Source organism: Brevibacillus reuszeri (genome assembly GCF_001187725.1).
Taxonomy (GTDB): domain Bacteria; phylum Bacillota; class Bacilli; order Brevibacillales; family Brevibacillaceae; genus Brevibacillus; species Brevibacillus reuszeri.
In genome coordinates this window covers 211,895-234,615 of sequence record NZ_LGIQ01000011.1, presented here as the reverse complement: position 1 = coordinate 234,615, position 22,721 = coordinate 211,895, and the positions used below count along the sequence as shown (strand labels likewise).

Below are 22,721 nucleotides of genomic sequence, written 5' to 3'. Positions count from 1 at the left end.
ATGGTCTCATGATTCTATGAGCTTTCTTCCATGTATTATCTTTCCCGTCTGTATTATCGTGTTGGAGGGAGGGAGACGGTCCTAGTGAAAAAGGCGTGGATTATTTTTTGGAGTGTCTTTGTCGTCGTGCTTGGCGGATTTGGCTTTCTCTTCTGGGACATGTGGAAAGAAGGGCCAATGTCAGAGGGGGAGAAGGCGAAGACAGCTTTCTCGGCGTATGCGACAAAGTGGAAAAATCAGGAGTTTGAAGGAATGTACGAGCAGCTCTCCTTGGAAACAAAGGCGAGCATGACCAAAGAAGCATTCATTTCGCGCTATCGAAAGATTTATGAGGGAATAGAAGCGCAAAATATTTCAGTGGAGCCGTTGTACAACGGAGAGGTTACGCCAGGGGAAGACGGCAAAATCAGCTTTCATTATCGGCTGCAAATGGGCACGTTTGTCGACCCGATTTCCTTTACAGGCAAGGCGACGCTGGTCAATGAAACGCAAAATGATAAAAAAGATTGGTACATAAATTGGAATCCGACGTTTCTGTTTCCAGACATGCAGGAAGGTGACAAGGTACGAGCAAGCACACTTCCTCCGAAAAGAGGCGAAATCCTGGATCGTGCAGGCCGACGCTTAGCGACGAGTCGCGTTGTGGTCGATATCGGGATTCATCCGGGAGAATGGAACGAAAGCTCTCAGGCAGGGAAGAATCAAGTGAGCAAGCTGCTGCAAATTCCGACAGCTGATTTAACGTCGATCGTTTCGGCGAATGCAGCCAAGTCATTTATCCGGATCGCTACGTTGTCTGAGGATGATCAGCGCATCCAGACGCTCGGAGCAACAAAAGGAATCAAGCTGCAAAAAAAGCAGGTAAGGTACTACCCGTATAAAGAAGCGATGGCTCATCTGATCGGCTACATGGGTGTCATGACAGCCGAGGAATACGAAAAAAGAAAAGAGCAGGGCTATCACAGCTCAGACATGATCGGAAAAACGGGACTGGAGCAGCTTTACGAGGAACAGCTGCGTGGTTCGGCTGGTGGACGAATTGCGATTACAACCGCCAACGGCACGGAGAAAAAAGTGCTGGCCGTACGCTCCGCAAAAGACGGCGAGCCGCTGACCCTGACGATCGATGCCGAGGTCCAAAAAACGATTTTTAACGAGCTTGCACAAGAGGCCGGCACAGCTGCTGCCATCTCGCCAAAGACAGGAGAAATATTGGCTTTGGCAAGTTCACCCTCGTTTGATCCAAACTCCTTTGTAACGGGAATGTCGTCCAAGGAATGGAAGCAGATTAACGAGAATCTGCAAAAACCGCTGTTGAACCGTTTTGCACGCGGGTTTGCACCAGGGTCGACTTTCAAACCGATCACTGCAGCGATCGGACTGGAAACAGAGGCGATTTCCCCACAGGATACGATGAGTGTCAAAGGCTTGCACTGGCAAAAGGATGCTTCCTGGGGGAATTACGAAATCACTCGTGTCAGCGACTATGGAGCGCCTGTTGATTTGAGAAAAGCACTGGTCTATTCTGACAACATTTATTTTGCCCGTGCGGCACTCGCGATTGGCGAGGAGCAGTTTGTGCAAAAAGGTCAATTGCTCGGCTTTAACGAAGCGATTCCAATTCCATTCCCGATTGATAAATCCAAGCTGTACAACACCGAAATGAAAAATGAGATTCAACTGGCTGACTCGGGTTATGGTCAAGGAGAAGTGACGATGACCCCTCTGCATCTGGCTTTGGTCTACAGTGCTTTTGTAAATGACGGAAGCATGGTGTATCCATCCTTGGTGCAAGGCGAGAAAAAAGAGCAATACTGGAAAAGCGATGTGATCCCTGCAGATGTCGCCGAGGCGGTCAAACAAAATCTACTCAGTGTGATGGAGGACCCGAAAGGTACAGGCCGTGGAGCAAGAGTAACCGGAATTCGTCTGGCTGGGAAGACAGGCACCGCCGAGCTGAAGCAGAAAAAAGGCGAGCTGGGCAAAGAAAACGGCTGGTACGCTGCTTTTGATGCAGATCATTCACGTCTTTTGGTCACCATGATGATCGAGGACGTGCGAGGCAGAGGCGGCAGTCATGTGCTTGATGCGCGTATCAAGCGAATTTTTTCAAAGGTGTTAAAGGAAGGCGAGCTTGTACATTCAGCGTCATAGAACGAATAAAAGAAAGCTGTTTACGGGAAGGGCGAGTCCCTGCTGTAAAGAGCTTTTTTGCATGCAATTGTGATAAACTGGAAAAATGTATTCAATTCTGAACAGATCGGTTTAGACAATCGAAAGCAAGGTGATCTAAATGGGTTTATCCAATAGAGCAAACCGCTTTCTGGCAAATGCTAAATGGAAGAACTCCGTGCATGACGAGAAAGATATCTGTCATGCTTTTGATGCAGTCAAGCTTATTCCTACCGAAAAGCTGATCGACTTCCAAAAAAGGTATGGCGGTTTGACTATCTATGCTTACCTGGAGCCGATTGTATACGGAATTCTTCATCAGGCGCCATCACGGGGTGCATTTGCAAATGAAACAGGACTGATCATCACAGAAGCGGAAGATGATATTGTGGCTCGTCACTTTGCGTGTGCAGATACGTTGTACCAAGAGACCTTCACCATCGATGAAGATGGGCGATATTACGAAGGCTTCGAGTTAAAATGCAATCATTTTGAGACACATGTCGAGAGCATGGCCATGCTTGAACAAGTCAAGAAAGGGAAATGGAAAATCGTTTATGAGTTTGAGCTGGACGTGTACAGAGATTGCTATGAGACAATCGATTGGAAGCAATATGGTGAACTGGTAAAACGGCTGGGATTAAAAAAAGTAGAGGATTTCCCGGATGATGTGATTAGCTGGGACACGAATGGAGAAATACTCGTCTGGAGAAAAGCGGATGCAGTGATTGTGCTAAGCGAAGGCAGCTGGAAGCAAGAGGAACAGGAACTGGTAGAAGAAATTTTTCCAAAGGAATAGCGCGTCACGTTTACGATACGTTTACCATAACCATGCTAAAAACCCCGTTCAATAAAAACGGGGTCTTTATGCTGGATAATATATGACCATGCTGAGTCGAATCCGTGTTTCCCCAGCATTGTGATACGTATGGGGTCTGTCTGCCTTGAAGCGGATCGAGTCACCGCTTTTCACCGTAAATTCATTGTCATGCACACGTAAGGTCAATTCCCCTTCGAAAACGGTAATGAACTCTTCCGTTCCCTCTCTATGCGCATCCGCACTCAAGTTGCCGCCCTTTTCGATTTCGACAGCGTACATTTCAAATCGCCGTTCATCTTCGAATGGAAAGGTAGGATATACCCGATATTTTCCGTTGTCTTCCGTTAACGGTTGGATTTCGCTTTTTAATACGACCTTCGTTTCTGGCTGCGGATTTTTGATGAGGGAAGTAAAGGACATTTTTAATCCGTTGGCAATTTTCCAGATGGTTGTAATCGTAGGGCTGGATTCTCCCCTTTCGATTTGACCGATCATGGTTTTGCTTACTCCGGTCAGCTCGGCAACCCTTTCCAGACTGAGCTTTTTGCTCTCGCGAAAGGACTTTAGATTTTTTGCAATGACGAGATGGATTTCCTCCATACAAACATTCCCTTCTGTACAATATAACGTCCGATATGTACAATAAAAGGCATAGAACGTTATAACGTAATTTGTGCCGTTATAACGTACAACTCAGAGGAGGTTTTCAAATGCCGTTATTGTCGTTTTTCTTGTATATTTTTGTGACGAGCTTTACTCCTGGCCCCAATAATATTATGGCGATGACTTTTGCTAACAAATACGGACTAAAAAAGACCACGCGATTTTGTATGGGAGTAGGATCAGGCTTCTTGGTGATTATGCTGCTGTGTAGCTTTTTCAATGTCCTGCTCAAAAACTATATCCCGAAAATTGAATTTGTGATGACGATTCTGGGAGCAGTCTATATGATGTACCTGGCTTTCAAAATCGTTAGCAGTAAAAATGGAAAAAACAGCGAGAATGACAAAAACAACTCTTTTCTAGCAGGGATGCTGTTGCAATTCGTCAATCCAAAAGGGATTTTATATGGCATCACGGCCATATCTACCTTTATCCTACCCTATTACAGCTCAAGTGTAAGTCTCTTATTCTTTTCGATTCTGCTGGCACTAGTCGGGTTTGTAAGCACATTTTGCTGGAGTTTGTTTGGGTCGGTGCTGCAAAAATTCTTGTCCAAATACAGAACCCCGTTTAATGTAGTCATGGCTTTGTTGCTCGTCTATAGCGCCGTTTCGATTCTGGTAGACTTGAAGTAATGTTTCAGCGTCTAGCCGTCATTTCCGTCGAGCATCTGAGAGTGAAGCGGGGGACTTAAACTTCGTCACCATCTGTTGTGATATGACCGAGAATGTTGATGAGCTTGCCAAAAGGATCACGGACATAAAAGCGGCGAACTCCCCATGGTTCGTCTGCTGGCCCGTACTCGATGGGAAGCCTGGCTTTTTTCACGCGCTCAAGTGCGGTATCGATATCATCGACTTCAATCGAGAGATCAGGCGTGAGTGTGTGGGAGCCGCCCTGTGAGGCAAAGCTGATTTGAACCGACATTTCTTCATCCGTTCCGTAGGTTGCAATCCAGCCGTGATCCATTAATACCTGCAGGCCGAGCACGTCCTGATAAAAGGCTTTCGCGGCGGTGATATTTTGCGTATCGATGTTGGAGACAATTCGTTTGACCCTCAAGTGATTCCCTCCCTATTTCTCGTATACGATTCATCCTTTCCTCATTGTATCGAAAGACTTTTCCCCCCACAACTAATGTGTTCGTGATGGAAAACATGTTTCTGCTCGCCTGTTTTTGTTTGCTAAAATTTTTATCAAAAAAATTTTATCGAAATCTGTTACGATTTGTGCGCTCTTACGTCATTATCCATGAAAAGGAAAAGGGTACACACTTACAACCTAGATAATGGATGGGAGAGTTTGCACGATGAAAAAAACAATGGTGCTCGGAATGGTACTAGTCTTGGGCTTGACGACGTATTTGTTGACACCTTTGACACAAAAGCCAAGCGTCGCGCATGCAGGGGAGAATCAAGCAGCGAGTGCATCCTCACTGCAAGAACAGTTGAAGATGCTGGAGGCAAGCATCGTTCCTCAAACGGCAGAAGAGACCGTCCAGCTGTGGGCAAAAGCGGTTCAAATGAGAAGCGGTGCGCTGCAGTATGCACTTTTCACAGAACAGGCAAAAGCAGGAGCAAAGCAATCGTTTGAGAGCTTTCATTGGGCAACCGGCGCCTCCAGTCCATGGGTGGAGGGCTATAAAATCGTCAGCGGACCAGAGGCTGCCAAGGATAAGTATGAGGTCGACTTTGAGCTAATGACGTCTACAGGCAAGTACGGGACAGACCGAGCGATAGTAGGCGTAGCGAAGATCGGGAACCAATGGTTTATACAAAGTGTGGCTCCTGCCTCAGAGAAGTCAGTCGGCATTTGGAATACCCCAGAGTCGATCAATGAGCCTGTGATCGAAAAAAATTTCATCACGATGAAAACGTACGACAGCACCATTGGATATCGTATTCAATTGCCAGAGACGATCATGAACAAAATAAAAATCGAGCAATCGACCTGCAAAAATGAAGAAGGAAACCCGTCATGTATCCTTTTCTCCTACAAGGACACCGTGGCTAATACAGAGATGCCGCTTGGGGCAGTAATCCGCTTGAGCAAAGAACAAGAAAAGCTCCCTTACTACCAAGAGCATCCGTTCATCAAAAAGATCGGAGAAAACAAGCTGGGAACGTTTTACGCGATGTACCCAAGTGAGCATCCTTATGCAGGTAAAGAAGATTCAGCCGAGGGCACGGAGTGGCTGAAGGTACTGGAGGCATTGCAATCGAGGATCGGCAAGTCAATTCCGACGAGTGAAAAATAGTACGACTCGTGTAAATAGGATGAACAGAAACCGGCGTTGGTGCCGGTTTTTTTGTATTTTGTTAAAATATCTAAAGAATGGGAGGGAATGACTGTGGATCTTACAGAATTTCAAAGTTGGGTAAAAGAATATTATGAAACAAGAGGCTGGTCTAAACTTGATATCTTTATGCGTATCGGATTTCTCGCAGAAGAAACAGGCGAGGTAGCAAGAGCGATCAGAGCGTTAGAAATAGGAAGAGACCGCCCGGATGAAACTGTCGGGACAGCAGAAGAATTGAAACAAGAGTTAGTGGGGGAGCTTGGCGATGTTCTTGGTAATCTTATTGTAATTGCAAACAAGTACGATATCCCACTTGAGGACATCTTTAATTCGCATAAAACAAAACTGATGGAGCGTTATTCGAATCAATTATAGCGATACGTAAAAAGGTGTCCGTGAAAAGTAAGAGGATAGAATAGGCTTGGTGTGAAGACGTACCTGAAGATGAATTGCTTAAAGCTCGAATTGGCGGTGTTGGCGGAATCTTAAAAACACTGTTTCACATCACTTATTGGGAATATAGTTGGATTAACAGCGTATTGCAAGGAAAGGCAGCATTTGAACAAGAGCCCTTCGAGGCGCACAGAAGTCTGAGGCAGGTGCGAGATTTATCAATACAGCTTCATGCAGAAGTGGAGCCATTTGTTACGTCATGGACATCAGAGATGGAACGTAATGAGCTGACTATTCTACGGGATAATGGTGAATGGATAACATATAAGCATGGAGAAATCATGCGTCACGTCATTGCTCACGAAATACATCACATTGGTCAGTTGTCTGTATGGGCGAGAGAAATTGGGCGAGAACCGATCACAGCGAATCTACTTCGTAGGGGATTGTTCGACTAAAGGATTCTCCTGCAGCCAGGATCGACTCAGTTTGGTCTGTTTATGATGATAAAAATTTTCATTTGCATCCTTTTTTGATAAAATGAAAGATGTGTCAAAGAGTAACTATGTATAAAGATGTGCAATGGTAAGCAATTAGAATTAGACGAAACTCGAGGTGTAGGAATAAGAACCTTTCAGAGAAGACGATAAAGTCTAATCCATTGCCAATCTTGAAAAAAGGACGTAGTTACAAATGAATGAGAAACGTATACAAACAAACAGACTCCTGTTACTTCCATTTACAAAAACGATGGCCACCTCGATTTTACAAGGGGACGATGAGGAATTAGTCAAGATGGGACTCAGTTTCGGAGATGGCTTTCCTGATGAGGACACTTTGGAGACAATCCCCAAAATAGTGGCAGCGCTAGATTTGGTAGACGAACCGACCGGATTCGAGTCATGGATGATTATTCGAAAAGATACGTTGAGTATCATCGGTGATGCCGGCTTCAAAGGACGACCAAATGAAGCTGGAGAAGTAGATATTGGTTATGGAATTGTTGCTTCTGCTCGAAAAAAAGGGTATGGGATTGAAGCGGCTCAAGGGTTAGTGGATTGGGCGTTCTCACAGCCTGAGGTTAACAAAATTACAGCTAGATGCTTGCTTGCGAATATCGATTCCGCAAAAGTGTTAGAAAAAATGGATTTTAAAGAAGTAGGAAGAGATGACGAGATGATTTACTGGGCTTTGGTGAAATAGTTTAATTCAAGTCTATCCCGTGGATGAGAAGGGGTAGGCTTGTTTTTTCATATTCTCTTTCCAAAGGACTCTATGTCAGCTTGCTTTTCAGAAATTACCTTAATCAAAAGAATAATAAAGAAAAGAGGAAGATTGATGGTGTATGCACAAAGCCGAATGGAAGTGCTGATTGGGCGATATCTATGAGCACATGTAACGAACGCTCCACGCATCTATGGAGGGCCAGGGGCGTCTATATCGTGGCCGTTTTTGCTGCCATGGCTTTGGGCTTAGGGTCCAGAGCGTTCGCCAATGTATTGCCTGTCTTTGTAGCTGAGCATTTTGGTGATGCATTATGGGCGTGCATGATTTACTTTGGCTTTCGCACTTATTTTGCGCATAAAAAGATTTCTTTCGCGCTGTGGTGCAGCGTCGCTTTTTGCTTTGCAATCGAGGGCAGCCAATTGTATCAGGCCGGTTGGATCAATTACCTCCGGAACACAACCCTTGGGGCGTTGGTATTAGGAAAAGGCTTTTTGGCGGCGGACCTCGTGCGGTACACTGCGGGAATTGCTGCCTCTTCCCTGCTCGACCTGGCATGGCCTTGGCGTAAACGCTCATGATTTTGGCGATGTCCGATTAAAAAGAAGCGTTTATCCTCATCGGTACCGTTACACGTATGCTTGTCACTTACTTGAAAATGGTGCCTCGTTAGATTTTATTCAGAGTATGCTGGGTCACGATAAGGTTTCAACAGCGCACATCTACGCTCAATAACGTGGGGAACGTCGACGGGAATTATATAACTGGTACTTTTAAAGATAGTGGCTCCGGCTGAACTAAAGGGCCGTTTAATGCATTCATAAAATTTTACCAAGCACAATAAATCGGTACTTTGAATACAAATGTTGTATGAAAAAGTCAGTGTGAATACTTGCTGGATTTGTCTTGTACTAAAGGGTGAAACTTGCAAAATCATAGTTTACAGACTCACCTCACACCGATATGTATAAGTGATTACGATGCTAGGTGGGAGGAAGAATAAATGGATTCCTTTCAAGAAAATAATCCGCCATCACAAAATTCATCAAATCATGCAGAAAAGAAACAGTCAAACAATAATCGTTCATCAAATAATGGAAAAAGGAAACAGTCAAACAATAATCGTTCATCAAATAATGGAAAAAAGAAACAGTCAAACAATAATCGTTCATCAAATAATGAAAAAAAGAAACAGACAACCAATGGTTCATCAAATAATGGAAAGAAGAAACAGACAACCAATGGTTCATCAATTTCACATTGCTTGAACGGCAATAATTTAGAATTTCTTGTGGCAGTTCTTCTTTTAACTGGTAAGTTAAGAGTAGATGCTGTTCAATTGTTTAGACAAGCCACGATGATTGTCAGCTTAACAGGAAAGTACATTACACTGGGCGATGTGGGCAATGAAAATGTAGATAATATGCTGAAATTCCTGAATGAAAATGGAAATATGACCGTGGATGATATTATTCATGCGCTTAAAAAGAAAATGGACAAATGATGAGCATTTTAAGAAATGAAAAGGGTGAATTCGTAATGATAAATTTTGATGGAGAAGCTTTCTCGGAAATCATACTCATTATTATTTTAGTGGCATTACTATTATTTGGTTCCACAGATATAATGGGTCTTTCCGCACAACCGACAAAAGCCTAGAAGCCTGAATAAAAGCATCTATAAACATAAAGAGAATGTCAACTCCGTGTTTCTCTGAGTTAGCATCAACTGATTATGCACGCAAATCAAGTTGCATTTGCAACGGGGTCAAGAGCTTCATACACATGAAAAACGGCAGCCTTCACAAATGGCTGCCGTTTTATAACTATGGACAGGATAGCGTGGGGAAGGTGGTAAGCCTCATGTGTACTTTAAAGAATAAGAGGCTACAGGGAGTATCAGAGGTAATCCGGCCGGAGCGCTTTGAGGTGGCTAATGCCATCGGTGTCACGATTGCACCTGATTTCAGATATTTCCGATTATCTCCCGGTCATTCCTGTTCTTTTCATGATAGAATGAGGAAAATTGACACTTGCTATGACTGTTCGGAAAGGTACTGTCCTCTATGATAGCAATCTATGCGCGAACCAAAAACAAGGTCAGAATCATTCTAATCGTCGCGATCATTTTGAGCCTAGGTTTCATGTTTACGAATATTTTACTAAGCTACGATAGTACGATTCGCACCGTAGAAATAGCGATTTCGACTCAGAGCATGAAGACTGCGGCCGATATCGCACGGGAAGTTGATGTACCCGGCTTTGAAAGATTTTTGCAGAAGCCGACGGAAGAAAGTACAGACTATATCGCATTGCATCAATTCCTTAATGATTATCGGATAAAAATCGGTGCGAAGCATGTGTATCTTGTCATTATGGATGCACAGGGAAACAGCCGTGTCATGATCAATGGGCTGTCGCCGCGAGATAGCGCCCAGACATACATTGGAGAACTGTGTACGCTGACCATGGATGAAGTTCAGCCAGCTTATCAAGGCGACACGTTTCATACGGGTATTATTCACGACCCCAAATACGGTGTCTACATGACAGCAGGTGCACCTTTGGTCAATGCATCGGGTCAACTGGTCGGGATTGTGGGCATTGACATCGGCGTAGAATTGCTGGAGCAAATTGAAGCGAATGCTTTGCATAACAGCCTTTTTCACTTTGCGGCCAATCTGGTTGTTTTGATATTAATCGTGGTCAGCTATACGTTGATACGCAGGTGGTATCAGCGAGAGACGCTAAGGGCTGTCGGTGATTCCGAGCAAACCTTCCAGCGGGAATTCCGTGCCATTCTCACATCTATTCAGTCGATCAGGCACGATTTTGCCAATCACTTGCAGGTTCTTTTTGGTCTCTTGGAATTAAAAAAGGTGGACCGAGCTCAGGAGTATTTGCGAGGATTGCAGGCTGATATACAGGCTGTCACGCTGTCGGAGCAGGTAGCCAACCCTGCATTGTTGGTGCTGCTGCATTCCAAAGCGGAGAATGCGCGGTGCAAAAACATCGAGATGGACTTTCATATTCCGCCGGATGAGACCTTCGCTGGCGTTCTTTCCTCCGATTTGATCAAGATTCTCTCCAATCTTCTTGACAATGCAATCGAGGCTGCCGATGAAGATAAGAGGGGGGAAAAAAGGATTTCCCTTACGATGCAAAAAGTGGGTAATACCTATCAATTCATGGTGGAAAATACAGGGCCAACGCTAGCCCCTGAGGTTATAAACAAGCTCACGGAGGCTGGTTTCACTACAAAAGAAACCGACACGGGGAAAGCACGCGGATACGGTCTTGATATCGTCCGAGGAGTCGTCGATAAATACGCGGGGGAAATGTACATCACATCCGCAAGGGGAAAAACATGCTTTTCCATACTACTATCAATCGCGGATAGACAATAACGGGGGAAGTGGGGTATATGCGAAAGCAGCAGATTGACGTGTTAATTGCAGAAGATGATGAGCTGCAGCAGGAGTTGTTAGAGGAGTACCTAGCCCCGTTTCAGCATATACGGATTGTCGGCAAGGCTAGTACCGGAGATGAGCTCATCTCCTTGGCGACGCTTACGCGGAATCTATCAGCGATGATCATAGACATCCATCTGGGAGAGGGCAGAGGGGGACTGGAGAGCTACTCCATCTTGAAGTTGAGAGGGGTGAATCTTCCTACCATCCTTATTACTGGAATGGCTCCGCATGCTAGTGTCACTTATGATCTGGGGATTGTGGATATCGTTGAGAAGCCATATACCGAAAAACGTCTTAGACAAGCCATCGAAAAACTGCAGAACCATATTGCCTACCAAAGGTTTATGGAGGCGGGTGGTCTTTTTGTCCCTATTTTTTGCGAAGAGATTCATCAGATGACCCCGGAGGAAATTCTGTATATCGAATCGATCAATCGGACAATTTTCGTGCACACCCTAAATGAAGTTTATGAAACGAAAATACCGATCAAGGTGTATGAAAGCTACTTGCAAGATTGCAATTTTTACCTGACTCATCGGTCCTTTCTGGTGAATCTGAAGAAAATCAGCCATATCGAGGGCAGCAGTATTTACTTTCAGAAGGGGAAGGAAGGCAAACATGCTCTTATCGCGGAGGAAAAGAAACAGGATATCGTCTCTTACTGGAACAATCTAAAGAAGTGGTTATAGAAAAGGAAGCGTGTCTTCATGGCTCGCTGTTTTTGGTTGTCAAGATCAGTCCGTACAGACAAAAGGGCTCCTGTCTCGACTGAATCCATTTCGAAATTTTCTGATAGAGAGCTAAGATGAGAAAAGTACTACTTCTTATTTCTTAGCATAAAGGGGGAGTTCGACTTGGACAGCAGTCAGTACAAACAAGAATTAAGGCGAACACTTACGTTTAAGGATCTGGTCATCTACGGCATGGTCTTCATGGCTCCGCTTGCGCCGATGCAAGTCTATGGAGCCGTCGCACAGCAGAGCTTTGGCATGGTACCGCTTGTCTACTGTATCGGAGTCATCGCCTTGATGTTCACGGCATTCAGCTACAGCCACATGAGCAAGGAGTTTCCGTATGCTGGCTCCGTTTATTCTTACGTGAGCCGCGGAATGAATCCGCATGTGGGCTTTATCGCAGGATGGCTGATCCTGGCAGACTACATCCTGTGTCCAGCGTTGTTATATGCCTTTGCTGGTGTGTGGATGGCAGGGATTCTGCCACAGGTGCCTGCTTTCGTCTGGACACTCATTTTCGTAGTCTGCAACACATTGATCAATGTCAGAGGGATTACGATGACAGCCCGGGCTAATCTTCTGATGTTCTGGATGCAAATCATCACCTTGGTCGTGTTCCTGGGGTTCGCTGTCAAGTTTGTGCTGGTGGATGGAAACGGTATGGGAGGATTAAGTCTGGCGCCACTTTTTCAGGCAGACCATGTAGACTTTGGCTTTATCGCGACAGCGACATCGATTGCCGTACTCGGTTTTCTAGGCTTTGATGGCATAAGCACACTGGCCGAAGAAGCTCGCGATCCGGTGAAGACGGTCGGTAAGGCAACGGTTTTATCCATTTTGCTCAGCGGCATACTGTTTTTCATTCAAGTGTACATGGCTGCCTTGATTCATCCGAAGTATGAGACATTGAACCCGGACATGGGCTTTTTCGAAATCGCACGAGAAGCGGGAGGACCTGTTTTCTACACAATTTTGATTCTGATCAATGTGATTGCCGTAGGGATTGCGGTCACGCTGAATGTACAGTCGGCGACAGCGCGAGTGCTCTATTCGATGAGCCGGGAAAATCTGCTGCCTTTTGCGCAGGTGCTGGCGAAAATCCATCCCAAATTTCAAACGCCTGTGAATGCCACGATCTTCTGTGCGCTGCTTTCCATCGTGGTGACGTTTTGCCTCTCGATAGAGACGTTGTACAAGTTCGTGACATTTGGGGCGATCACGGCCTTTATGATGTTGAATGTCACTATCATTGTCTATTTCTACGGCAAGAAGAAGCGACGTGGAGTAAAGGGGTTCCTCATCTACGCGCTAACTCCCTTCATCGGGCTTCTCATTACAGGATACGTCTGGTCCGGCTTTGACCGTATGACTTTCACTGTAGGATTCGCGTGGGTGCTGATCGGAGTCATCGTCGGCTACGTGAAGTCCAATGGCTATCGAAAAGTAGCCCCTGTTCTCAAAGACATGTAAAGGAAAATACAGTACGAGGAGGTACACATTGATGCGTTTACAAAACAAAATTGCAGTCGTAACAGGAGCGGCACGTGGTATCGGAGCAGCCATTGCCCACAGATTTGCGGAAGAGGGAGCCCGTGTAGTGGCGACCGACGTTAGTAGTGTAGGGGAAGAAGTGGTAGCAGCTATCACGAGGAAGGGCGGCACCGCCGTGTTTTTTCAGGCTGACGTATCCAAAGCGTCGGAAGTGGAGGCACTCTTGGCTTTTGCCAAGGAAAACTACGGGGTTCCTACGATACTGTGTAATAACGCGGCGATCAACATCCCCGGCTCTGTCGTCGAAACGGAGGAAGAAGTGTGGGATCGCACGATGGAAGTCAATGTGAAATCCATGTATCTCACTTCAAAATACTTCCTGCCAGAAATGATTGAGGCAGGGGGAGGCTCCGTGGTAAATATGGCCTCCGCCAACAGCTTTGTCGCAGAGCCGCGCTTGTCTGCCTATGTAACATCCAAAGGTGCTATTCATATGCTCACCAAGCAAATGGCGCTGGATTTTGCGACAGAGAATGTACGAGTGAACTGCATTTGCCCAGGGTGGGTAGATACGACCTTCAATGACGCCCATGCCGATTTGTTTGGCGGGCGTGACCATGTGCTGAAGAGTATCCATGATATTCAACCGATCGGGCGTACAATCCAACCGATTGAAATCGCGAATGTAGCATTGTTCCTGGCTTCCGACGAATCATCTGCCATGACAGGCAGTGCCGTCGTGGTGGATGGCGGTTTATCAGCGAAGTAGTCTGACATATGTAATAGGTATCAATAGCATAATCCACACGTAGAACAGCAGCCACTGTAATTGGCTGCTGTTTTCTAAACTAACAGGCAGGATTGTTAGTTACTGGCACTATATGTTGGAATACTATGGTATACATTAAGTATCGATACTATCTGATGGGGTGGGGATGGAATGGATAAAATCAAGCTAGCCCAAATAAATGGTTTTCTGCAAGCTTTCGCCCTATTAAATCTCCATACAAATCATGAATATACATTTGAATGGAATGAACTGGAGTATCATGATGATATTCTTAATGCTTTTAAATATACCTTTATTCTAGAGGGTGATAAAAACTTAGGTGAAGTACGATTGATACCACTTGACGACTGGAAAGCAAAATTAGAGAAAACATGTGATGAATGGTTCTTTGAAATTGGGTATCCTTATCACCAATCTGATTCATCCGTAAAGTTTGAGCAAAAGCATTGCATAAACGGTTTTATTACTTTATTATCAGATTTTTTTGAGGGGCACCTAACGGTATATAAAGTGGAATGTCAGCCTAATTTCTGGTATGAAGGTATTTGGGATGATTATATTTTTTATTCTAATAAGAGATTGTTTCTTTTACATTTTGGAGTTTCTGATTGACGGGACGAGCATAGCCAAGCAAAAAAATGAAAGATATTCTGTTCTAATGATTGAAAATAATTCAGATATTGGGTGGTTATCTGAACCTACTTTTCAAAGATGCCGTTCTTCCGCAGTTACAAGTCCTGCCGGGCGATAAGCTCGAAATCATCAAATAGCACGTCCTCATACGTCTACTCGATAGTAAGAACTACGAATAACTTATATCGGTAGCCATTTTTTATCGTTCCACTAACTGGTTCGATAGCTTAGCAAATACATCAGAGGCTGCTGTAGTTTATCCGGCAGCCTCGTTAAGCTAAGGGCAGTTTAATGTAACCAATTTCATTTAATCATCGTAATAAAAGAGTAATGACATCATTGTAATGGAGAGATTAATTCATGAAAATAATTAAAGAATGGGGACCAAGCTTACTAATTGCAATCGTTGCTTCACTTACGATTAGAACATTTGTCGCAGAAGCTATGGTTGTTCCGACCGGTTCGATGCTTCCAACCATTCAAATTAATGACCGATTAATTGTTGAAAAAATAATAAAGATGGATGAATATAAGTTTGGTGATATTGTCGTATTTTACCCACCCGTACCCGAGAAAGTTCATGAAAGGTATGTAAAAAGGCTCATAGGACTTCCTGGCGATGTAATTGAAATTAAGAACGGGTCACTGATTCGTAACGGTGTAAAATTATCAGAAACTTACTTAAATGAGCCAATTCGTTATGAATATGGTCCGATTACCGTCCCCGAAAACAAATACTTTTTTTTAGGGGACAACCGCAATGAAAGTTTCGACTCACATTTGTGGACTACTCCTTTTGTAGATAAAGAGAAGGTAATAGGGAAGGCAATTCTAACTATTCCTACACATTTAATTGATAAGAGGGATTTAAGGTAAGCATTTTTCTTTCTTAGTTTTGCTCCGCTAACGGGGTCGATAGCACAAAGACGCAAGGCTGCCGGCATGATCGGCAGCCTGTTCAGCTATAGGGTAGGATAGTTGAAGAAGGATTTATTTCCAAACTAGAAGGGAAGATTATACTAAGCATTTAATTTATATGGGGGTGAGGGATTACTGCATCTCTATATCAGGAGGTTGTTAGATATGTCGAAAGAATTATGGTTGAACCTGCCAGTGCGAGAACCAGAAAGGGCAAAGGCGTTTTATACCCAGCTCGGTTTCCGGTTGAATGAGCAGTATGCGAGTCAAGATGGCTCATTCAGCTTGATCGTCGGCGACAATCAGGTTGTTTTGATGCTCTTCCCGGAATCCGCGTTCCGCGGTTTTGCTGGTAATGCGGTTGCGGATTCGTGGAAGGGCACTGAAGTGTTATTATCTCTGGGGGCGAACTCCAGGGAAGAAGTTGATGAGTTCGCCTTGAAAGCCGAACGTGCCGGCGGCACTGTATTCAGCAAGCCGGGCGAAAAGGGTGGCTGGATGTACGGATGTGGTTTTGCAGATCCGGACGGTCATCGGTGGAACGTGTTGTATATGAAAATGAGCAAAATGCCGCAAGGCTGAAAACCCGATTCGCCATTTCTTGACGAGTGTTTAAACAGAAAGCCAAATAAAGTTACTTTACTACCGGGTGCGATTGTTTAATAAAAGCAGTCGCATCGTATTATGTTTGTGAAGAAATGCACTTGAAGTAACGGGTTCGATAGTTCCACAATCCGAACATAAAGGCTGCCTTAACGACGGGCTGCCTTTTCTACGCTAACGGGCAGCGGAGAGTTGAAATAGCAATAAATTTGAACGACTGGAACATTACAGTGTAATAATTTGATACATAAGGCAAGCGGATACTTCACACATGAGGTATCCGCTTTACATCACCTATGTAGACTAAGTTTTTACATTACAATAAACACTTTACGGCTCTGCTTAAAGCAGTATTCCAAGGTCTTGATTCAATCAATTCAATCCCATTCTGCCTACAGGTATCTGCTATCCAATCTCCATACGAAATACTTATTTCAGATCTATATTGTTGTAATTCGCCACCTTCTCTTGATAAATAATTCTGTAATATTTGATTTTTGGCTGATTCCTGTACAAATATTGATTTTACCTCCGGGTTATCGAAAGATACTGTAAATTCGGGATAGATAAAATCGCCTTCAATAATGATAGGTAATTTATCTTCTATATGCCTGTTTGCAAGTTCTTTTAATACTGGAGCCATTTCTTTGCTTACATCAATCAGCCATTTTACATTGCCTTCGATTCCAACATCTTGCCAATTTATACCGGAATCATAATAATGAATTGCAGGAAAATGCTCCTTTGTTGTAACTGTTTTTACGGATAGGTGAACATCATCTACTTCCAAGACATTCACACCATAAAATCGAGCAATTTCATAAGCAATACTTGATTTACCTATTCCGGATGCTCCACCAATAAATAAAACTGTCCAGTTTCTATCTTTATTCATTTTGCCAACCTCATTTATATATTCATTGATAATTTATTAAGTTATGTAGTTCAACATTAATTCGATTATTCCCTTTCCTCAAGCCGCTTTACCAGAGCACGAGCAGCGGAGAACCGTAGCACAATTTAAAGTTGTTATTTAACTATCGGGCTCGTTAGTTCAATAAGGCAGTCTACAACTTTATTATTCGAATTTATCTTATGCAACAATACAATACGACATCGAGTCTAAAACTATTTATTAGTAGCTAGGCGATTAAAATGACCGGGATTCCTTGATAGATAAGGAGTGCTGGTCTAATACTTTATTATTACTGAACAACACCGGCAGCCTTCGCTAAACTAATGGGCAGTAACCTTTCGATACGCAAGAACTATACCTACCAATTTATGGGTATGCATTTTATACTTATTTGGATATCGTTTTCGAATAAAATTGCCATTAAAGAACTTTGTAACTGCACGGGAAATAAGGGGGGAACATTATATGTATGAATTGCAACAGGAGGCTTTTTATAAAGTAAAACCACTACTTGACGGTGGTTATCTACATCCAGAAATTCTTTCAATTATCGAAGGTAATAATCCTGGTTGGATATTTGCTGATCAAAGTGCACAACCAAGGAGCGCTTTAGTATGGAGTAAAGGTATTCAAGGCTTTTATCTAATTGGTGACCATACTAATCAAGAATTTATCAATACGTTGGATGATTTTATTTCCAGTAGCATTGCACCGAGGATGAGAGAACTTAGTTTGGACCATTTTGAAGTTTCAGGTCACCACAATAATTGGGATATGGAATCAATTTTTGCCTCTAGGAACCTTCATCAATTTGAACAAATGGTATTCAAGTTATTTTATAAGCCTTTTGTGTCAAGCACTAAGGGGTTAAAAATAATCAATCTAAAATTAGATGAATGGGAGAATCAAGAGTTAATTAATTTAGAATTTTTGAAAGAGCATATCCATCTATTTTGGTCAACGAAAGATGACTTTTTGCAAAGAGGATACGGCTTTGCTGCAGTGGAAGGATTGGAAATCATTGGTCTGAGTTATTCTAGTTTTGTTACAGAAGACACGCATGCAATCGGAATTGAAACCCTCCCTCATTATCAGAATAAGGGAGTAGGAACTCATCTAGCAACTCTACTAGTGGAGGATATACTTACAAATAGCTTTACTCCTTACTGGGATTGTTCATTGGATAATAAAGCGTCAAAAAAATTGGCACAACGACTTGGATTCCAGCAGGTTCATCAATACAAGTGCAATAGCTTTTCAGTATAAGCCAGGTAACTGATAAGGGGGCTTAATAAAATAGTGAGAGTGCACTGTCCTTGTTGCGACTATTTTACTTTCGGTAGCAAAGAAGAGGCTCTTTTTGAAATCTGTGAAGTATGTTTTTGGCAGTATGACGAAGTGGCTCATGATATGCCTGAAATAAACATCGGCGCAAACCATATATCGTTGAGCCAAGCAAGGGAGAATTACAGGGATTTCGGGGCATGTGAGAGAAAATTTTAAGATTCGGTTAGAGAACCGTACAAAGAAGAGTATCCCGAAAATAATTTACCTCGGGAGTAAAAGAGTAACGACTGTGTTGTACTAACGGGTACTATAGCTTAATAAATAACTAAAACGCGGCAGCCTGCTTGGGAAGCGTCGATGCCGTCATCGGCATGACATTCCATTCTGTCGGTTATCTGATGAAGAGATTGTGACACAATCAAAAAAATAAAAAAGAGTGTGAAATATGAAAAAAATATTGTTGGTTTGTATCATGATCATGTTGATGCTAGCATCGGCTTGTGGAAAAGTTGAAATGACATCAAATCCAAATACTTCTAGGGAGCCTAAACCTGAAACGGATGAGTCTATTATTCCAAAAAACACATCCGAATATTGTCTTAATGCAGAAAATATAAATTTGGATAGTGAAACTGAAAAATATTTCTATGGAACTTGGAAAGTTGAGAAGCTTTTAGGATTTGCAAATTCATATAATGATGCTTCTGAATATCCAACCGGGCAAAAATTTATTGGAGATGAAATTATAATCAAAAAAGACTTTTATTCATCAAAAGGACTTAAAAACTATAAGAAATATCAATATGAACTAAAAAATCCATTATATGAGATTACAGCGACATGCTATAACTCTGACTCTTTTTATAGATTATATAAAATAGATATCCCAGACTTAAATATAAATGATGTAGTAAAAGTAATAGATATAAGTGACCCTTCTACAAAAATGAGCATACCTGTAGGTTTAAGTTTTTTTGTTGTTAATAACGATAGGCTTATCTTGTTATCAGAGGCAACTATTTTTGAGCTCAAAAAAATTACTGATTAAATGAATTAAGGATATGTAATAAGTTCTGTGCTAATAGAATAGAAAATATCCAGGAAGGTAAGGACATCCTATAAGCGATTCTGAAAATGCCTGTGAATATCATTTTTTAAACAAGAAAGGTCAACCTTTAGGCTGACCTTTCTTGTTTATGTCGTACGATCAGAATCATGGGAGCTAATGGAAGGGGTGGTACAATGCATGCTTGTCGCCTTTTGGGCACTGTCAATCCTGGGGTTGCGGTATCCGTTGCAGATGCTGCCCGTTCTTTTGTGGGAATCAGCGTATTCCGCTGAACTTTAATCTAATTACAGCGAATAGAATGGGAAAATAGCGAAGATTGACTGGAGGGGAAAGGGATGAAAGCGATCGTATATGAGCGGTACGGGCCGCCAGATGTACTACAGCTCCAGGATGTCGCCAAACCACTACCGAAGGACGACGAGATATTGATAAAAGTCTATGCTGCAACTGTTGCAGCGGGGGATTGGCGCTTACGCAAGGCAGATCCTTTCTTGGCGCGGCTGTTCAATGGTCTGTGGAGGCCGAGGCGAATCAAGATTCTCGGATTCGAATTAGCGGGTGTGGTCGAATCAACGGGCAGTGGCGTTACTCGGTTTAAATCGGGGGATGCCGTCTATGCTGCCTGCGGAATGGGCTTCGGCGCGTATGCCGAATATAGATGCCTACCTGAGAACGGCAGCGTCACGCTGAAGCCGACAAACATGACGTTCGCGGAGGCGGCCGCAGTTCCGGTTGGTGCCTTTACTGCCTTGCAATTTCTCCGAAAGGGCAATATCCAGCGTAGCAGGCGCGTGCTCGTCTACGGCGCTTCCGGCAGTGTTGGGACGTATGCGGTGCAACTCGCCAAGCATTTCGGTGCAGAAGTGACCGGGGTATGCAGCACATCGAATCTGGAATTAGTAAGATCGCTGGGCGCCGACCGAGTCATCGATTATACAGAAGAGAACTTCGCGGATGACGCTACGGCCTACGATATCATTTTCGATACGGTTGGAAAGAGTCCGTTCATGGCTTGCGTCGAGCGTCTGACACCAAACGGCTATTACCTGCGAGCAGTACATTTTAGCCCTCTGTCGGTCGTTCGCGGGTTATGGATCAACTTGACGAGCGGTAAGAAGGTGATCGGTGGAACAATGAGGGGAAACGCGGAAGATTTGAGATTTCTTAAGGGGCTGATCGAGGCAGGCAGGCTGCGTTCAATTATCGACCGCGTCTATCCACTAGAGCAAGCGGCGGAGGCCCATCGCTATGTGGAGCAGGGCCACAAGAAAGGCAATGTGGTGTTAACCGTCCAACAAGGTATATAGGAAGCGATAGGGAGAAGCGAATCCAAGCATTCTACAGATGCTTGGATTCACTTTTTTTTCATTGAAAAGTATTAGTAAATATTAAAATTAATGTGTATCGAAATCGAAGGCAAAGAATCATAGGCGGTACTTATAGGGGCAAACGCTCCCGATGAACTAAATGGCAGTTTTGCGCAACATTGTTGTCTTCAAAAAAATCCAGATTTCCACTTGAACCTTACGCAACGTAATGATTTATCATGAACGTAACAGCAGGATGAAACGCGGGCAAACGGCCAAAAAAATCGAACAAAATAAATTCGAAATTGGAGGAGAAACGGACATGAGAAAACTCGTATTGTTCATGCATGTGTCGCTGGACGGGTATGCGTCGGATTCGAACGGAGGTCTCGATTGGATTCCGTACAACGAGGAATTAGAGAAATACGCCGAGGAGATCGTATCCGAAGTCGGAGCTCCCGTTTACGGACGCACGACGTATCGCATGATGGAGAGCTACTGGCCCACGGAGCTGGACAATCCGAATGCGTCGAGGCACGATATCGAGCATGCCAAATGGCTGCAGGATGTTAAGAAGATCGTCATTTCCGGCACGATGGACAAGGTGGAATGGAACAATACGATGCTGATCAAGGACAACATCGCAGAGGAAATCAAGGTACTTAAGGAGCAGCCCGGCAAAAATCTCGTTATCTTCGGCAGCCCGGGAGCGGCGAAGACGCTGCTTAAGCTCGGCCTGATCGACGAATTCCTGCTTACAATTTGTCCGGTCGTCCTGGGCGGCGGAAAATCTTTATTCGATGGCGGCGGCGAGAAAATCAGGCTTAAGCTTCTGTCCAGCCGAACGCTCAAGTCGGGCATTATCGCGGCCCGCTATGAGTTGGAGAAATAGCCGTATAAGGTGTTACGCTAACGGGATTCCATAGTTTAATAACGGTTGCTTGCGATGGCAGCCGTTTTTTTCGTTACTCAACTAACGGGTTCAATATCGGTACAAACACAAACAAAGGCTGCCGATGTTAATACTGGCAGCCTTTGTTAACAACAGAATTGCAAAAAAGCAACTGATTCGGAGTTAGTAGTTTCCCGCAGAACGGTCCGAATTATGGATAAGGAGGCTGACTTGAAATATACTTAAGTCAATCGATGGAAAATGATACAAGGATAAGGTGTGATGCGGATGACTGATTTTACAATGATTAAAAAACTGTTTCGTATTACAAAACGAAACGGGTTCAGTCATGACGAGATACAAACTGTTAAAAATATTTTTGGTGAATTGCCCCAGGTGTTTATAGATTATTATTTGGAACTTGGAAAAGACGAGCGGCTGAATCATACACAGGATCGTTTGATTAAGCCCGATCAATTCCAATACTTCAAACATAGCGAGTATTTAATTTTTTATTGCGAGAATCAGCGTGTCTGTGTTTGGGGGATTCATAAGAACGATATATCCAGGACCAATCCCCCTGTCTATATGAGTTACGATGAAAAAGAATGGAAAAAGGAATTTGAAACATTGACCGATTTTTTTCTTGCGATGGCCTATTTGCAAACCGTGTTCGCTCTTGAATACGGCTGTGAATCGTTCTATTCCATAGAACAAACCGGCTTGGAGTTTATTCGTGAACATTTTAAATACAAAGGTGTTTCCTTTCGGCATTGGATTGGCATCGAATTTTATGGGAATTACGATGACAGCGTAATTGTGGTAATGAATAAGGACGATAGTATTTTGATGTATGCTTCAAGTGACGAACAACATTTTCATGAAATGGATCGGGTTCTCTCGAAACTGGGAGTTGTCTTTTGAAAAAGTTCTTGACTTCGTTATCTGTACGATAGGTAAATGAGTAACTAAGACGAGGCAACAGGTGATTCGATGGGCTGCCTCGTTCTGCCAAACGGGCAGGATAAATAAAGGGAA

The 22,721-nt window shown here is 43.6% G+C and carries 25 protein-coding genes and 1 pseudogene; 23 read left to right on the top strand and 3 right to left on the bottom strand.

The window, feature by feature from the left end:
• Positions 1–84: 84 nt before the first annotated feature.
• Positions 85–2,154: a penicillin-binding transpeptidase domain-containing protein gene (locus ADS79_RS25875; RefSeq protein ID WP_049741347.1), complete on the top strand. Its 2,070-nt coding sequence runs from the start codon at positions 85–87 to the stop codon at positions 2,152–2,154.
• Positions 2,155–2,293: 139 nt separating this feature from the next.
• A complete protein-coding gene (locus ADS79_RS25870) occupies positions 2,294–2,971 on the top strand; it encodes a hypothetical protein (protein ID WP_049741346.1) in 678 nt (225 codons plus the stop codon).
• 66 nt (positions 2,972–3,037) lie between these two features.
• Here the strand turns inward: ADS79_RS25870 and ADS79_RS25865 are convergent, their stop codons facing one another.
• On the bottom strand, positions 3,038–3,592 hold the full coding sequence (locus ADS79_RS25865; RefSeq protein ID WP_049741345.1) for a helix-turn-helix domain-containing protein: 555 nt from the start codon (positions 3,590–3,592) through the stop codon (positions 3,038–3,040).
• Between the two features lie 110 nt (positions 3,593–3,702).
• On the opposite strand from ADS79_RS25865, the gene ADS79_RS25860 reads away from it, so the two are divergent.
• Positions 3,703–4,290, top strand: coding sequence for a LysE family transporter (locus tag ADS79_RS25860; RefSeq protein WP_049741344.1), 588 nt, complete (start codon positions 3,703–3,705; stop codon positions 4,288–4,290).
• 55 nt (positions 4,291–4,345) lie between these two features.
• Here the strand turns inward: ADS79_RS25860 and ADS79_RS25855 are convergent, their stop codons facing one another.
• Entirely contained in the window at positions 4,346–4,717 is a 372-nt protein-coding gene (locus ADS79_RS25855; protein ID WP_049741343.1) for a VOC family protein, read from the bottom strand.
• Positions 4,718–4,964: 247 nt separating this feature from the next.
• Here ADS79_RS25855 and ADS79_RS25850 point away from each other — a divergent pair, with 247 nt between their 5' ends.
• The 14 genes and pseudogenes from ADS79_RS25850 to ADS79_RS25790 all read left to right on the top strand — a co-directional run bounded on the left by ADS79_RS25850 (position 4,965) and on the right by ADS79_RS25790 (position 16,191).
• Complete coding sequence (locus ADS79_RS25850) at positions 4,965–5,912, top strand: hypothetical protein (protein ID WP_049741342.1); 948 nt, start codon at positions 4,965–4,967, stop codon at positions 5,910–5,912.
• Between the two features lie 93 nt (positions 5,913–6,005).
• Entirely contained in the window at positions 6,006–6,329 is a 324-nt protein-coding gene (locus ADS79_RS25845; protein WP_049741341.1) for a MazG nucleotide pyrophosphohydrolase domain-containing protein, read from the top strand.
• 50 nt (positions 6,330–6,379) lie between these two features.
• Positions 6,380–6,805, top strand: a pseudogene (locus ADS79_RS25840) (DinB family protein); the annotation flags it as partial.
• Positions 6,806–7,040: 235 nt separating this feature from the next.
• A complete protein-coding gene (locus tag ADS79_RS25835; protein WP_049741339.1) occupies positions 7,041–7,550 on the top strand; it encodes a GNAT family N-acetyltransferase in 510 nt (169 codons plus the stop codon).
• 182 nt (positions 7,551–7,732) lie between these two features.
• Entirely contained in the window at positions 7,733–8,152 is a 420-nt protein-coding gene (locus tag ADS79_RS25830) for a ribosomal maturation YjgA family protein (RefSeq protein WP_049742133.1), read from the top strand.
• Entirely contained in the window at positions 8,100–8,306 is a 207-nt protein-coding gene (locus ADS79_RS34630) for a tyrosine-type recombinase/integrase (protein WP_236700106.1), read from the top strand. The genes ADS79_RS25830 and ADS79_RS34630 overlap by 53 nt, the downstream gene beginning before the upstream one ends.
• A 268-nt stretch (positions 8,307–8,574) precedes the next feature.
• On the top strand, positions 8,575–9,075 hold the full coding sequence (locus ADS79_RS25825) for a hypothetical protein (RefSeq protein WP_049741338.1): 501 nt from the start codon (positions 8,575–8,577) through the stop codon (positions 9,073–9,075).
• A gap of 561 nt (positions 9,076–9,636) precedes the next feature.
• Complete coding sequence (locus ADS79_RS25820) at positions 9,637–10,977, top strand: ATP-binding protein (protein ID WP_049741337.1); 1,341 nt, start codon at positions 9,637–9,639, stop codon at positions 10,975–10,977.
• A gap of 17 nt (positions 10,978–10,994) precedes the next feature.
• A complete protein-coding gene (locus tag ADS79_RS25815; protein ID WP_049741336.1) occupies positions 10,995–11,732 on the top strand; it encodes a LytR/AlgR family response regulator transcription factor in 738 nt (245 codons plus the stop codon).
• 165 nt (positions 11,733–11,897) lie between these two features.
• Entirely contained in the window at positions 11,898–13,247 is a 1,350-nt protein-coding gene (locus ADS79_RS25810) for an APC family permease (protein WP_236700105.1), read from the top strand.
• A 31-nt stretch (positions 13,248–13,278) separates the two neighbouring features.
• Positions 13,279–14,037 carry an SDR family NAD(P)-dependent oxidoreductase gene (locus ADS79_RS25805; protein WP_049741334.1) on the top strand — a complete coding sequence of 253 codons (759 nt, stop codon included), beginning with the start codon at positions 13,279–13,281 and terminating at the stop codon, positions 14,035–14,037.
• Between the two features lie 171 nt (positions 14,038–14,208).
• The gene (locus tag ADS79_RS25800; RefSeq protein WP_049741333.1) at positions 14,209–14,670 is read left to right on the top strand and encodes a hypothetical protein; all 462 of its coding nucleotides are present in this window, start codon (positions 14,209–14,211) and stop codon (positions 14,668–14,670) included.
• Positions 14,671–15,051: 381 nt separating this feature from the next.
• A complete protein-coding gene (lepB, locus tag ADS79_RS25795) occupies positions 15,052–15,567 on the top strand; it encodes a signal peptidase I (protein ID WP_049741332.1) in 516 nt (171 codons plus the stop codon).
• Positions 15,568–15,774: 207 nt separating this feature from the next.
• Complete coding sequence (locus ADS79_RS25790) at positions 15,775–16,191, top strand: VOC family protein (RefSeq protein WP_049741331.1); 417 nt, start codon at positions 15,775–15,777, stop codon at positions 16,189–16,191.
• Between the two features lie 337 nt (positions 16,192–16,528).
• Here ADS79_RS25790 and ADS79_RS25785 read toward each other — a convergent pair whose 3' ends face one another.
• Positions 16,529–17,107, bottom strand: a complete 579-nt coding sequence (locus ADS79_RS25785) for a hypothetical protein (RefSeq protein ID WP_049741330.1) — start codon at positions 17,105–17,107, stop codon at positions 16,529–16,531.
• Between the two features lie 486 nt (positions 17,108–17,593).
• On the opposite strand from ADS79_RS25785, the gene ADS79_RS25780 reads away from it, so the two are divergent.
• From ADS79_RS25780 to ADS79_RS25760, 6 genes are all read left to right on the top strand, one after another.
• Positions 17,594–18,394 (top strand): GNAT family N-acetyltransferase, encoded by an 801-nt coding sequence (locus tag ADS79_RS25780; RefSeq protein WP_049741329.1) that lies wholly within the window; start codon positions 17,594–17,596, stop codon positions 18,392–18,394.
• 33 nt (positions 18,395–18,427) lie between these two features.
• The gene (locus ADS79_RS34625) at positions 18,428–18,631 is read left to right on the top strand and encodes a CPCC family cysteine-rich protein (RefSeq protein WP_307725626.1); all 204 of its coding nucleotides are present in this window, start codon (positions 18,428–18,430) and stop codon (positions 18,629–18,631) included.
• 229 nt (positions 18,632–18,860) lie between these two features.
• Positions 18,861–19,463 carry a hypothetical protein gene (locus ADS79_RS25775; RefSeq protein ID WP_049741328.1) on the top strand — a complete coding sequence of 201 codons (603 nt, stop codon included), beginning with the start codon at positions 18,861–18,863 and terminating at the stop codon, positions 19,461–19,463.
• Between the two features lie 356 nt (positions 19,464–19,819).
• Positions 19,820–20,791 (top strand): NAD(P)-dependent alcohol dehydrogenase, encoded by a 972-nt coding sequence (locus ADS79_RS25770; protein ID WP_049741327.1) that lies wholly within the window; start codon positions 19,820–19,822, stop codon positions 20,789–20,791.
• 322 nt (positions 20,792–21,113) lie between these two features.
• On the top strand, positions 21,114–21,683 hold the full coding sequence (locus ADS79_RS25765) for a dihydrofolate reductase family protein (protein ID WP_049742132.1): 570 nt from the start codon (positions 21,114–21,116) through the stop codon (positions 21,681–21,683).
• Positions 21,684–21,971: 288 nt separating this feature from the next.
• Positions 21,972–22,607 carry a hypothetical protein gene (locus ADS79_RS25760; protein ID WP_049741326.1) on the top strand — a complete coding sequence of 212 codons (636 nt, stop codon included), beginning with the start codon at positions 21,972–21,974 and terminating at the stop codon, positions 22,605–22,607.
• The last annotated feature ends 114 nt before the right edge of the window (positions 22,608–22,721 follow it).

Bases quoted from the DNA above. Each gene is read 5' to 3' on its own strand.
- ADS79_RS25760 (WP_049741326.1), top strand. From the start codon at position 21,972: ATGACTGATTTTACAATGATTAAAAAACTGTTTCGTATTACAAAACGA.
- ADS79_RS25785 (WP_049741330.1), bottom strand. From the start codon at position 17,107: ATGAATAAAGATAGAAACTGGACAGTTTTATTTATTGGTGGAGCATCC.
- ADS79_RS25820 (WP_049741337.1), top strand. From the start codon at position 9,637: ATGATAGCAATCTATGCGCGAACCAAAAACAAGGTCAGAATCATTCTA.
- ADS79_RS25830 (WP_049742133.1), top strand. From the start codon at position 7,733: ATGAGCACATGTAACGAACGCTCCACGCATCTATGGAGGGCCAGGGGC.
- ADS79_RS25835 (WP_049741339.1), top strand. From the start codon at position 7,041: ATGAATGAGAAACGTATACAAACAAACAGACTCCTGTTACTTCCATTT.
- ADS79_RS25850 (WP_049741342.1), top strand. From the start codon at position 4,965: ATGAAAAAAACAATGGTGCTCGGAATGGTACTAGTCTTGGGCTTGACG.
- ADS79_RS25865 (WP_049741345.1), bottom strand. From the start codon at position 3,592: ATGGAGGAAATCCATCTCGTCATTGCAAAAAATCTAAAGTCCTTTCGC.
- ADS79_RS25770 (WP_049741327.1), top strand. From the start codon at position 19,820: ATGAAAGCGATCGTATATGAGCGGTACGGGCCGCCAGATGTACTACAG.
- ADS79_RS25870 (WP_049741346.1), top strand. From the start codon at position 2,294: ATGGGTTTATCCAATAGAGCAAACCGCTTTCTGGCAAATGCTAAATGG.
- ADS79_RS25860 (WP_049741344.1), top strand. From the start codon at position 3,703: ATGCCGTTATTGTCGTTTTTCTTGTATATTTTTGTGACGAGCTTTACT.
- ADS79_RS25800 (WP_049741333.1), top strand. From the start codon at position 14,209: ATGGATAAAATCAAGCTAGCCCAAATAAATGGTTTTCTGCAAGCTTTC.
- ADS79_RS25780 (WP_049741329.1), top strand. From the start codon at position 17,594: ATGTATGAATTGCAACAGGAGGCTTTTTATAAAGTAAAACCACTACTT.
- ADS79_RS25790 (WP_049741331.1), top strand. From the start codon at position 15,775: ATGTCGAAAGAATTATGGTTGAACCTGCCAGTGCGAGAACCAGAAAGG.
- ADS79_RS25765 (WP_049742132.1), top strand. From the start codon at position 21,114: ATGAGAAAACTCGTATTGTTCATGCATGTGTCGCTGGACGGGTATGCG.
- ADS79_RS25775 (WP_049741328.1), top strand. From the start codon at position 18,861: ATGAAAAAAATATTGTTGGTTTGTATCATGATCATGTTGATGCTAGCA.
- ADS79_RS25825 (WP_049741338.1), top strand. From the start codon at position 8,575: ATGGATTCCTTTCAAGAAAATAATCCGCCATCACAAAATTCATCAAAT.
- ADS79_RS25805 (WP_049741334.1), top strand. From the start codon at position 13,279: ATGCGTTTACAAAACAAAATTGCAGTCGTAACAGGAGCGGCACGTGGT.
- lepB (WP_049741332.1), top strand. From the start codon at position 15,052: ATGAAAATAATTAAAGAATGGGGACCAAGCTTACTAATTGCAATCGTT.
- ADS79_RS25815 (WP_049741336.1), top strand. From the start codon at position 10,995: ATGCGAAAGCAGCAGATTGACGTGTTAATTGCAGAAGATGATGAGCTG.